The 12,466-nt window shown below is 43.8% G+C and carries 9 protein-coding genes; all 9 read right to left on the reverse strand.

The window, feature by feature from the left end:
- Positions 1-29: 29 nt before the first annotated feature.
- Entirely contained in the window at positions 30-590 is a 561-nt protein-coding gene (locus tag B9T36_RS08315; protein ID WP_086209035.1) for a TPM domain-containing protein, read from the reverse strand.
- A complete protein-coding gene (locus tag B9T36_RS08320) occupies positions 584-1,657 on the reverse strand; it encodes a TPM domain-containing protein (RefSeq protein ID WP_086209036.1) in 1,074 nt (357 codons plus the stop codon). Before B9T36_RS08320 ends, B9T36_RS08315 begins: the two co-directional genes overlap by 7 nt.
- 37 nt (positions 1,658-1,694) lie before the next feature.
- On the reverse strand, positions 1,695-2,285 hold the full coding sequence (locus B9T36_RS08325) for a LemA family protein (RefSeq protein WP_058870410.1): 591 nt from the start codon (positions 2,283-2,285) through the stop codon (positions 1,695-1,697).
- 148 nt (positions 2,286-2,433) lie between these two features.
- On the reverse strand, positions 2,434-3,312 hold the full coding sequence (locus B9T36_RS08330) for a metal-dependent hydrolase (protein ID WP_086209037.1): 879 nt from the start codon (positions 3,310-3,312) through the stop codon (positions 2,434-2,436).
- 223 nt (positions 3,313-3,535) lie between these two features.
- Positions 3,536-4,957: an FAD-dependent oxidoreductase gene (locus B9T36_RS08335; protein WP_086209038.1), complete on the reverse strand. Its 1,422-nt coding sequence runs from the start codon at positions 4,955-4,957 to the stop codon at positions 3,536-3,538.
- 72 nt (positions 4,958-5,029) lie between these two features.
- A complete protein-coding gene (gltB, locus tag B9T36_RS08340; protein ID WP_171264439.1) occupies positions 5,030-9,505 on the reverse strand; it encodes a glutamate synthase large subunit in 4,476 nt (1,491 codons plus the stop codon).
- A gap of 447 nt (positions 9,506-9,952) precedes the next feature.
- Positions 9,953-10,789, reverse strand: coding sequence for a hypothetical protein (locus tag B9T36_RS08345; RefSeq protein ID WP_086209040.1), 837 nt, complete (start codon positions 10,787-10,789; stop codon positions 9,953-9,955).
- 7 nt (positions 10,790-10,796) lie between these two features.
- Positions 10,797-11,882, reverse strand: coding sequence for a 3-dehydroquinate synthase (aroB, locus tag B9T36_RS08350; protein WP_086209041.1), 1,086 nt, complete (start codon positions 11,880-11,882; stop codon positions 10,797-10,799).
- A 30-nt stretch (positions 11,883-11,912) separates the two neighbouring features.
- A complete protein-coding gene (aroK, locus tag B9T36_RS19250) occupies positions 11,913-12,446 on the reverse strand; it encodes a shikimate kinase AroK (protein WP_086209042.1) in 534 nt (177 codons plus the stop codon).
- Positions 12,447-12,466 lie beyond the last annotated feature (20 nt).

Consider the following 12,466-nt stretch of genomic DNA (forward strand, 5'->3'; position numbering starts at 1 on the left):
GTGACAAAGAATGTCAACTTTATCACATTTTAGTTCAGCATGATTGGGGCGTTCTCAAGTTCATCGTTTTGGTCCTGTATTTTGTTGGCATAAAACCGATCCAAAATTACCCCAATTTGAATTACACCATCAAGCAAAGCCTGTCGATACTGCTGTTGTGCCATTTTCGCAATAATGGACTGACAAACCTCATCCCATACCAGCTGTGTCGTGGCTTGTTGTATGCCACGATCTATAACAATTTCAACCTTACGCTCACACAAATTAAGGTATAACAAAATCCCACTGTTAAACTCAGTATCCCACACCCCAAGCTCAGCAAAAAGCTGTTTGGCACGTCCACGTGTGTCTAGATAATAAGCCTCTCGAGCAGGCATGTGCCCTTCGATCACCACTTGGATCTCCCCAACATGGCCCTGTTCAGCATTTACCACGGCTTGTGCAATTGCATGTTGATCTTGCTGATTAAAAAAACGTTTACTCGCAGGCATATGCAATAAATGCTTTAACCACCGTTTAAAACTAGGTTGTATTGCTTCATCTAACTTTGGTTCAGTGACGATTTCCATCGTTTCCGTTGTTGTTACCATGACCCTGATGCTCCTCCACCGCCGAAGCCGCCGCCCCCGCCACTATATCCACCTCCGCCAAAACCACCGCCACCACGACCTCCACGCCCACCTCCACCGCCAGAGGAGAGAAAAAGCTGAAAAATTGTTTGGGCTAAGGTGGTGATGAGTAGAAAGAAAATCCCTCCACCAATCAGTAAGCTGGTGATTAAGCCTGCTCCATTCACCAAACCTGCAACTATTCCTGCAACTGCAGCAGTTGACGCACTTAAAAGCTTCCCCACCACCAAAGATCCAATTGCCCCTGCAATGAGAATAAATAAAGCAGTACTCAACGTTTTACTTTTGGCTTCTTGTTCCCGATTGGCTTGGTCTTGACGTTGTTGTAGCTCTTGCGCTGCTTGAGCCGCAACTTCAGGGTCAAGATTTAAAATACGTTCAATTTCAGTCAGTCCTGCGTTAATCCCTTGGGCATACTGACCTTGTTTAAAATAGGGGGTGATTTGTTGGTTAATAATACGGTTCGCAATAATGTCAGGAATGACCCCTTCCAAGCCATAGCCTGTAAGAATCTGAATGCGCCGATCATTAATAGCAATTGCAATCAATAAACCATTGTCCTGCTTAGCCGAACCAAGTTGCCATTGGTCTGCAATACGCATGGCAAAACTGAAAATATCCTCTTGCCCTGTGCTCGGAACTATCACCACGCCTATTTGTGCCTTTCCTGTATCATGTAAAGCACGAATTTTTTGACCAATCGCTTGTTGTTCTTCAACACTGAGGACGTGAGCTTGGTCGATTACTGGCGCATTTAAAGTCGGTAAGGCCCGTATCGACTCGCCCTCTGCCATATCATTCGCAACAAGCGGTTGAGATACAGCATCAGCGCTTTTAGAAGTCACGTTATTGGAGGTCTCTGCTTGCTGATCTTGGATCATCTTTCCAGCGATGACTGTTTCAGTCGCACTATCTGTTGCAGTCGCAACCTCCGCCCACGTTAATGAACTTAGACACAACAGTCCTGATAAAATGAATGCAACCATCCATTGATACGGAAACCGTTTCCCCTGTTGTGCTCCCTTCATTCATTCACCCTCTATTCATAACGACAAGAAACCCGACTTAGTTAAATGATACCGTTGGTGCTTTTTGTGCACTTTGCTCCGCACTAAAGTTCGGTTTGGTGTCCATACCAATCACCTTCGCGGTCATGACTTGTGGGAACTGGCGTGAATAGGAGTTAAAGTCTTGTACCGTAGTAATATAGCGATTACGCGCGACAGCAATACGGTTTTCGGTACCTTCGAGTTGAACCTGTAAATCACGGAATTGCTCATTGGCTTTTAAGTCAGGATAGTTTTCTGAGACTGCAATTAAACGCGACAATGCTCCTGTCATTTGCGCCTGCGCTTCTTGATATTTTTGGAATAATGCAGGGTCTTCTAATACTTCTTTATCGACTTTTAAACCCGCGACATTGGCACGAGCCTGCGTGACTTCGGTTAGGACTTGCTCTTCATGTTTGGCATATCCCTTTACCACATTCACCAAGTTCGGCACCAAATCAGCACGGCGTTGATATTGGTTTTGTACTTCTGACCATGCGGCTGTAACTGCCTCATCTTTGACCTGCAAGGTATTATAACCACAGCCCGATAGGGTTAAGGTGCTCGCAAGGGCAACAACGACAGCAGTTTTTTTCATAAAATTCATTTAGCTATCCTCTTTCTTTTGTATTTATTGCAATAACCTGATTGTAAACACATTTGATTATCCTTTTGTTGCTTTTAGTTAAAGCTTTTAAAAATGAAAAACCGAGTGATCTTGACTCGGTTTTGATTATTCGTTTTTTATGCTTAAACTAAACAACCGCGTGCAACTCCTGCTGAAAACCTTCTAGTTGATAGTCTTCTGCCAAACGGGTTTTCCAGTATTTCAACAGTTCGGCGTAATCAATCTCTGAGGGATGAAAGTTGCTTTTGTAATAGGACAAATATTCAGGCAGCAATTGCACAAACATCTTGGCCAGTAAATACAATCCAAAGAGATTCCCACCCAATTTCGGTACACTCTTTTTAAGGTCTTGTAAAAATAAACAGCTGGCTGAATAAAAAGTTAAACTGGCGAAACCGGTCGTTACACTGCGCATAATTAAACGACGAATCTTGTCATCACCATAGATATCCTGATAGACATCAAACGCCACCGAGCGATGCTCAATTTCTTCAATAGCATGCCAGACCCAAAGTTTAACGGCATCATCATCCAAGGTACTCAATACCTCAGGATGCCTTAAAATATAGCCACCTAAAAGTGCGGTAAAATGCTCAAAAGCGCAGGTGATTGCGAGCTGAATTTTAGGATGCAGGTTTTTCACATAATCATCTTTACGCGCCAACCACGCCTGAAAACGGTCAAGATTATAATCATCACGGCGCCAAGCAGCGTTAAATGCCGTGTGTGCTTGAGAATGCATCGCCTCTTGACCAATAAATGCCGCAATCTGCGCTTGCAGATTTTCATCCTTCACTTGATCACGGACATTGCGCACACTATGCACAAAGAACTGCTCACCGATGGGAAAGGTCGAAGACAATGCTGTCAGCAAATGCGACATGACTGGTGAATTGGCAAAATAATGTCGGCGAATGGCTTTGGGGTTGAATTGCAAACGTCGAATTGTAATACCCTGAGCTTTTGGACGATGTTGATATAATTTTTCTGTCGTCACTTGAGTCATGTCTCTTTCCTAACATTTAACCGAGCGATCTTCAGTATCTGAATTTATCAATGCGACACATATGGCAAAAATGCTTAGTACATTTGCAAATTCATCCATTTTTATCGGACTCTCCACCAGATCTTTTTCGATTTATCCCGAACCACCTCATTCATATCATCTCAGGCAAATAGCGATCATAAAAAAACCCGCCGTAGCGGGTTTTTATGTTGAACGATTTAGATTAAACGTCTAAATAATCCAAAATACCTTCAGCCGCTTGACGACCTTCCCAAATCGCTGTGACAACAAGGTCTGAACCGCGAACCATATCACCACCTGCAAAGATTTTCGGGTTTGAGGTTTGGAATTTATAGGTTTGCTGTTCAGCCGCAACTACACGACCCGAACCATCAAGGTTAATATTCACATTTGTAAACCAATCCGCAGGGCTGGTACGGAAACCAAATGCCAATAAAACAGCATCTGCAGCTAAAATTTCTTCTGAACCCGGAATTGGTTCTGGGCTGCGACGACCACGGCTATCAGGCTCGCCAAGTTGAGTCGTAACCACCTTAACACCTGTAACTTTACCGTTTTCGCCTACAACCTCAATCGGCTGGCGGTTAAACAAGAAGTTCACACCTTCTTCTTTGGCATTTTGCACTTCACGACGTGAACCTGGCATATTTTCTTCATCACGACGGTACGCACAGCTCACCACTTCTGCACCCTGACGGATCGAAGTACGGTTACAGTCCATTGCAGTGTCACCACCACCAAGAACAATCACCTTTTTACCTTCAACACTGATGTACTCGCTTGGGTCTTTTTCCCAACCTTGAGTACGGTTGACATTGGCAATCAAGAAATCGAGTGCATCATAAACACCTTCAAGGTCCTCACCTGCGAAGCCACCTTTCATATAGGTATAAGTACCCATACCCATGAACACCGCATCATATTCTGCAAGCAGTTGATCAATAGTGACATCTGTACCAATTTCAGTATTTAAGCGGAATTCCACGCCCATACCTGTGAAAATTTCACGGCGACGCTTCATTACATCTTTTTCCATTTTAAATTCTGGAATACCAAAGGTTAATAGACCACCAATTTCAGGACGTTTGTCGAATACAACAGGTTTCACCCCGTTACGCACCAAAATATCAGCACAGCCTAGACCTGCGGGGCCCGCGCCAATGATCGCGACTTTTTTATCAGTCCACTTTACATTTGACATATCTGGACGCCAGCCGAGTGCAAAAGCGGTGTCATTGATGTATTTTTCAGCATTACCAATCGTTACTGCGCCAAAACCATCATTTAAGGTACAAGCCCCTTCACATAAACGGTCTTGCGGGCATACGCGACCACACACTTCTGGTAACGTGTTGGTTTGGTGACACAATTCTGCAGCTTGGAAAATACGACCTTCCGCAATTAACTTTAACCAGTTTGGAATGTAGTTATGTACTGGGCATTTCCATTCACAATACGGGTTACCACACCCTAAACAACGGTGGGTTTGGTTTGCTGCCACTTCCGCTGTAAAAGGTTTATAAATTTCCACAAACTCTGCTTTGCGGACCTGAATCTCTTTTTTCTCTGGATCTTGGCGTGCTACATCCAGAAATTGAAAGTCATTGTTTAGGCGCTCTGCCATGTCTCTCTCCGTGGGTAGGTGCAGCCCGTTTATCTCTCGTCTGCACCTGCCTATGTATCAGCAGTAGTGGAATTATTGTGGATCAGCTTGAGTCGTTTTCAACAACGTCTGTAAGTTGGCAGCTTTTGGTTTCACCAACCAGAATTTACGACTGTAGAAATCAAACTCGTTACGGATCTTGTACGCCCAAGCACTACCAGTCTCAGCAATGTGTTCATCTAAGATACGGCTTAAGAACTCTTTATGTTCTTCCATCGACTCAGTCGAGATACGATTCAGCTCAATCAGTTCGTGGTTGTAATGATCAACGAAGTCATTATCAAGGTCAAGAACGTAAGCAAAACCACCTGTCATCCCTGCACCGAAGTTGTGACCTACTTTACCAAGTACAGTCACGATACCACCTGTCATATATTCACAGCAGTGATCGCCCGCACCTTCAATCACAGCAAAGGCACCTGAGTTACGCACTGCGAAACGTTCACCTGCCGTACCCGCCGCGAACAACTTACCACCCGTTGCACCATACAAACAGGTATTACCAATGATTGCGGTTTCTTGGGTTTGGAAAGGTGAACCTTTTGGTGGGAAAATCGACACACGACCACCCGCCATGCCTTTGCCCACGTAGTCGTTCGCATCACCCTCTAAACGAATGTGCAAACCACCCGCATTCCAAACGCCAAGAGATTGGCCCGCAGTACCCACTAAATTCAGCTTAACAGGATGTGCTTCCATGCTGAGGTTGCCATAACGACGCGCAATCTCACCTGAAATACGTGCTCCAATTGAACGATCACAGTTACCAATGCTGAAGTGATATTCACCTGTGGTTCCTGCTTCAATGGCTGGCAACATTTCAGCAATCATTTGCTCAGCCAACAAACCTTTGTCAAACGGTGCATTACCTTCAACTTCACAGTACTGAGCCTTACCTTGTGCAGAAGGATGCGATTCAAGTAATGCGCTCAAATCAAGGTGTGCATGCTTTTCAGTTTCACCTGGAAGCATTTCAAGCAAATCTGTACGACCAATCAAGTCTTTAAGGCTTGAAACACCCAACGCTGCCAACCACTCACGTGTTTCTTCAGCAATAAACGTGAAGAAATTAATGAGCATTTGTGGCTCACCAATATAATGTTCTTGGCGTAAATGATCTTGTTGAGTTGCAACACCCGTTGCACAGTTATTTAGGTGACAAATACGCAGGTATTTACAACCTAAAGCAATCATTGGCGTTGAACCAAAACCAAAGCTTTCTGCACCTAAAATAGCTGCTTTCACCACATCTAGACCTGTTTTCAAACCGCCGTCGGTTTGAACACGAACTTTACCGCGCAGGTCATTGACACGAAGTGCTTGATGCGCTTCAGAAAGACCCAACTCCCAAGGAGAACCCGCATGGTGAATTGAAGACAATGGCGATGCTGCTGTACCACCGTCATAACCTGAAATAGTAATGAAGTCGGCATAAGCTTTTGCCACACCTGCCGCAATAGTACCCACACCCGGCTCAGATACTAATTTCACTGAGACCATCGCTTGAGGATTGACTTGTTTTAAGTCAAAGATCAATTGCGACAAATCTTCAATTGAATAAATATCATGGTGCGGTGGAGGAGAAATTAAGGTCACACCCGGTACTGAATAACGTAAACGTGCAATTAAGCCATTCACTTTACCCCCTGGTAATTGACCACCTTCACCCGGTTTAGCCCCTTGCGCTACCTTAATCTGCAAGACTTCAGCAGAGGTTAAATACGCAGGCGTTACACCAAAACGACCTGAAGCAATCTGTTTGATTTTCGAGTTACGAATGGTGCCATAACGCGCTGGATCTTCACCGCCCTCACCAGAGTTTGAACGACCACCAATGGTGTTCATCGCTATCGCTATCGCTTCGTGTGCTTCTGGAGACAATGCCCCCAAAGACATGCCAGCAGAGTCAAAGCGCGGTAAAATCGCTTCTACAGACTCGACTTGATCTAGAGCAATCGAGTTGTCTGTTTTTAACTTTAACAAATCGCGAATTGTCGCCACTGGGCGGTTATTCACCAGTTCAGCATATTCTTTAAAATCGGCATATTGACCAGAACGCACTGATTTATGCAGAGCATTGATCACATCTGGGTTGAATGCATGGTATTCCTTGTCAAAGACAAATTTCAGCAAACCACCTTGATCAATTGGTTTACGTGTTTTCCATGCAGTTTCAGCCAATTTCTTCTGATCATTTTCCAGATCAACAAAGGTTGCACCTTTGATACGGCTCGGTACACCAGTGAAGCATTTTGAAACCACTTCTTCAGACAGACCCACCGCTTCAAATAGTTGACCACCACGGTAAGAGGCAACCGTAGAAATCCCCATTTTTGAAAGCACTTTTAACAAGCCCTTTTCAATGCCTTTACGGAAATTCACTTGTGCTTGGATTGGGTCACCCAATAGCTCACCTTTTGCAACCAAGTCATTGATCACATCATAAGCAAGGTAAGGATAAATTGCTGTCGCACCAAAGCCTAGAATAACCGCAAATTGATGCGGATCACGTGCCAATGCTGTTTCGACAATAATATTGGCATCCGTACGCAAACCGACATTAATTAAGTAGTGATGCACAGCACCTGTTGCCATTAACGCATTTGCAGGTAAGAAACCTTGGCGGATTTTCTTGTCAGACAACACCAATAAGGTTTTACCGTCACGAATTGCCTGTGCTGCTTCTTCACAGATACGCGCAATCGCTGCTTCTAGACCTTCAGATTCAGCATAATTTAAATCAATATCTGCAATTTCATAGCCTGTACGACCTAACGTACGGATTTGATGCATTTTTGAATTTGACAACACTGGACTTGAAATAATCAAACGATCTGCATGCTCAGGACCTTGTTCAAAGACGTTCTGTTCACGCCCCAAACAAGTTTCCAATGACATCACAATTGATTCACGCAATGGGTCGATTGGTGGGTTGGTGACCTGAGCAAACTGTTGACGGAAGTAGTCCGACACATGACGTACTTGGCGAGACAAAACTGCCATTGGCGTATCATCACCCATTGAACCTACTGCTTCCTGACCGCTTTCAGCGATTGGACGAAGCAATTGATCACGCTCTTCAAAGGTCACCATAAACATTTTTTGTGATGCTTTCAGGTCATCACCTTTTAAGCCTTGATCACATAAATATTCTTCTAGCTCTGGACTACCTTGTACACGAACTGAGTTTTCACGTAACCATTCCCGATATGGACGCATTTTTTTCAAATGCGTGCTGACATCTTTAGTATCGAGCATTTTACCTGTGAAGGTATCAATCACTAAGATTTGACCTGGACCAACACGACCTTTAGAAATCACATCTTCAGGCTCGTAACCCCATACACCAATTTCAGATGCCAGTGTGATGTAACCATTTTTGGTAATCACCCAACGTGCTGGACGTAAACCATTACGGTCCAACATACAAATTGCATGACGACCATCTTGGATCACGAGACCAGCAGGACCATCCCACGCTTCCATGTGCTTCGAGTTAAACTCATAGAATGCACGTAAATCGGCATCTAAAGTTTCAACGTTCTGCCATGCTGGCGGAACCAACATACGCAATGCACGGAACAAATCCATACCGCCACCCACAAGAATTTCAAGCATGTTATCTAAGCTTGAAGAATCTGAACCAGTACGGTTCACAATTGGGTTGAGTTCAGTTAAACCTGGCAATAATGGGTTTTCAAACTTCGGCGTACGCGCCATCGCCCAGTTACGGTTCGCAGTAATGGTATTAATTTCACCATTATGCGCCAGATAACGGAATGGCTGAGCCAGAGGCCAACGCGGTAAAGTATTGGTCGAGAAACGTTGGTGGAACACCACAATATGCGACTCAAGACGTGGATCTGCCAAATCTGTATAGAAGTCAGCAATCGCTTCAGGCATCATCAAGCCTTTATAGCTAATCACTGTTGAACATAATGTAGTCACATAAAATGATGAGTCATTGCTGAGCTGCTGTTCTGCACGGCGACGTGCCAAGAAGAGTTTACGGTTAAACTCAACTTCAGAGACACCCATTGGGCAGTTCACAATAATTTGTTCAAATGCAGGAAGTGACTGCATCGCAATCGAACCCAAAGCATCGTTATTGGTCGGGACTACACGCCACGCCAAGACTCGACAGCCTTCAGATTCAATTTCTTTATTTAGAATTTGTTTCGCATGTGCTGCAATTGCTGGATCGAGGCTTAAAAACACCGTACCGACAGCAAAAACTTCACTGAGTGTAATATCACTGAGTTTTTTCGCTTCTTCGCGGAAAAACTGTTTTGGCATTGCTAAGAGTAAACCGCAACCATCCCCTGTCTTACCATCTGCAGCAATACCACCACGGTGGGTCATACAGCTCAGACTATGCATAGCAGTCTTCACAAGGTCATGGCTTGCATCACCCTGCATATGGGCAATTAAACCAAAACCACAGTTATCTTTAAACTCATCCGGTTGGTATAAACCTTGAGCGGGAGCTACAGTATTAGGCGATGGCATGTGCATAGCGTACCCTTCTTTCTACAGGCCCTGTCGGGCGTCTAACAATCTAATTACTTCTTGCCGATTCGTTCAATTGACTCATATTCAGATTCTGATTGAAGTACAGCATTTTTTCCTCATACCCAAGATAGACTGATTTTCATCTTTATGCATGTCTTAATTGAAAAAATGTATGCAACAGTCACGCACTTTTTTAAGGCGCCTGATCGCTACTATTTCGCTCATAAATCGAATCTTTTTTGCGCCAAAACAGTGACATCAACTCAATTCATGCACCATTAAAGCAAATTTTATGCCAATAATTTAATACAAGCATTAAACACCTTAGTTTTCTTAGGTTTATGTTTTTTACTGTAAATTAAGCTCAAGATTTGGCTAATTAATCGCACCAAATTAATGCAATATAAGGGTTGCGAAACTTTTTTGCTCCATAATGACCCAATTTTAATTAAATGGATCGGTCACTTCTGGCTCAATTATTTTATTTTGCGACGCACCATCCACCGCACTTTGCGACTTCTGCACATCAACCACATTGCCTTCTGCATCTCGACGAGTAACCGTCGTTGTGGTAGTAGACTGGTTATTTTGCGTAGCAACACGTGCTGCCTGTTGACGTGCTGCTATGGTTGCTTCATCAATTACAGGTACAGCGGCTGGTTTCAATTGTACTGCATAGAGTTTATTACTCAATCCAAGCTCATCAGCCCCCATGTCATTGACATACCCTGCATAGCTTTCAATTTTTTCGACTTTGGGTTGTACCGATTTTGGTAAAATTAGCTTTAATTCACTCAGCGCATTTTTCGCTTCGCTCACATTTTTATAAACCCCATAGAGCAGAACATATTGTTCGATCTGGTTTTCACCCGTCAACCTTAAGTAACTAAAAGCTTGACGATCAGATTGCCTTTGCAAAAAACGCTTAATAATCGCTTCTTCTGATACTCGAAACAGTTCAATTGTGCTGTTCTTTTTATTTTCCTGAATGAATTTGCTGCCACGAAATTCAGCCTCATGTTGTGCAACTACGGCTACACGGGTGGTCATATCCAAAGGCTTTACTTCATCAATGAATGAGCCTAAATGTGCGGTTGTCGCGACTTTCTCTGGTTGAATTTGCAGCTCAACTTCTGATTCTGCTTTCTTCTCCACCTCAACCACAGTTTTTTGATCTGTGATTGCCCAAAAAACCAAAGCGCCAAACAAGCACGCTCCTCCGAATGCAAGCCAAATATAATTTTGCTTTGTCTGCCACTTGGTTCGAAGGGTTGTTGCCATAGTAAGGTTATGCCTGTTCTTGGTTGGCTAAAATCGCCTGTTTCATCAATTCTACATCAAACGCTCTCGTAATGATGGCCTGTCCAACAGCTTGCATCAAGACTAAGCGAAGTTGCCCATTAAGTACTTTTTTGTCATGTGCCATATATGCCAAGAAGTCATCAAGGGGAATCTGCGGACATACTATCGGTAAATTTGCACGTTGAATGATATTTTTTGTACGTAGTACATCTTCGGCACTGATCCAACCCATACGCTGAGAGAGATCCGCCGCCATCACCATACCTGTCGCAACCGCCTCACCATGTAACCATTCACCATAGCCCAGATAAGATTCAATCGCATGACCAAAGGTGTGCCCTAGGTTCAATAAAGCTCTTTCGCCTTGCTCTTTTTCATCATTTGCAACGATACGGGCTTTATGTGCGCAAGAACGATACACAGCTTCTGCCAGTGCAGCTTCATCGCCCTGCACCAACGCATCCATATGCTGTTCTAGCCAGATGAGAAAATCAGCATCCCCTAAAAGCGCATACTTAATGACTTCAGCCAAACCCGCAGATAGCTCACGTGGTGGTAATGTTTTAAGCTGAGACATATCTGCCAAAACCACTTGGGGCTGTTGGAAAGCCCCAATCATGTTTTTACCGAGTGGATGATTAATCCCTGTTTTTCCACCTACACTGGAATCGACTTGCGAAAGAAGTGTGGTTGGCACCTGAATAAAGTAAACTCCGCGCTGAAAACATGCCGACGCAAAACCAGCCATATCCCCGATCACACCGCCACCCAAAGCTAAAACCGTACAATCACGATTAAAGCCTGACTCTAGTAATGCATCAAAAATCAGGTTCAAGTGCTCAATGTTCTTATATTTTTCACCATCAGGCAAAATACAGGTTGCTACTGTTTTTCCCAACGCTTCAATCGCTGTAACATAACGGTCTAAATATAACGGCGCAACAGTCTCATTACTCACAATCATCACTTGTCGACCGTGAATATAAGGCTCAAGCAAGGCTTTCGGATCTAGATCACTACCAATAAAAATCGGATAACGGCGTTCGCCAAGTTCAACATATAAGGTTTGCATGGATCAAATCACTTCAAAACTGAATCAAAATTACTTTACAAGAATCAAGCTTAAAATACGCTGCGCAAGATCACGAGCAGCCCCTTGATTAGTCTCTATAATATAGTGTGCAACTTCACGGTATAAAGGATCACGAACGTTCAACAAGTCACGTAACTTTTGTTCTGGATTCTCCACTTGAAGCAGTGGGCGATTTTTATCACGATAGGTTCGCTGCAGTTGAATTTCTACAGGAGTATAAAGATAAACAACAATACCACGTTGTTTTAAAAATGCGCGATTGGAAGCCTGAGTTACTGCCCCACCCCCTGTGGCCAAGACCAAATTAGGTCGAGACGTTAACTCATCTATAACAACTGTTTCACGACTACGAAAACCCAGTTCACCTTCTTTTTCAAAGATCCATGGAATCGTTGCCCCTGTTTTGCGTTCAATCTCATGATCACTATCAAGAAACTCTCGCCCTAACAGTTCAGCTAAATGTCGTCCTACAGTTGTTTTTCCTGCCCCCATAGGCCCTACCAAATAAATATTTGGTAGGGTTTCAAACTCTTTGCTTGGCAAGGAGTCACCTTTTAGATTTG

Origin of the sequence: Acinetobacter sp. ANC 4204 (assembly GCF_002135205.1) — a bacterium.
GTDB lineage: Bacteria > Pseudomonadota > Gammaproteobacteria > Pseudomonadales > Moraxellaceae > Acinetobacter.

Bases quoted from the DNA above. Each gene is read 5' to 3' on its own strand.
- aroB (WP_086209041.1), bottom strand. From the start codon at position 11,882: ATGCAAACCTTATATGTTGAACTTGGCGAACGCCGTTATCCGATTTTT.
- B9T36_RS08335 (WP_086209038.1), bottom strand. From the start codon at position 4,957: ATGGCAGAGCGCCTAAACAATGACTTTCAATTTCTGGATGTAGCACGC.
- B9T36_RS08345 (WP_086209040.1), bottom strand. From the start codon at position 10,789: ATGGCAACAACCCTTCGAACCAAGTGGCAGACAAAGCAAAATTATATT.
- B9T36_RS08320 (WP_086209036.1), bottom strand. From the start codon at position 1,657: ATGAAGGGAGCACAACAGGGGAAACGGTTTCCGTATCAATGGATGGTT.
- B9T36_RS08330 (WP_086209037.1), bottom strand. From the start codon at position 3,312: ATGACTCAAGTGACGACAGAAAAATTATATCAACATCGTCCAAAAGCT.
- gltB (WP_171264439.1), bottom strand. From the start codon at position 9,505: ATGCCATCGCCTAATACTGTAGCTCCCGCTCAAGGTTTATACCAACCG.
- B9T36_RS08325 (WP_058870410.1), bottom strand. From the start codon at position 2,285: ATGAATTTTATGAAAAAAACTGCTGTCGTTGTTGCCCTTGCGAGCACC.
- B9T36_RS08315 (WP_086209035.1), bottom strand. From the start codon at position 590: ATGGTAACAACAACGGAAACGATGGAAATCGTCACTGAACCAAAGTTA.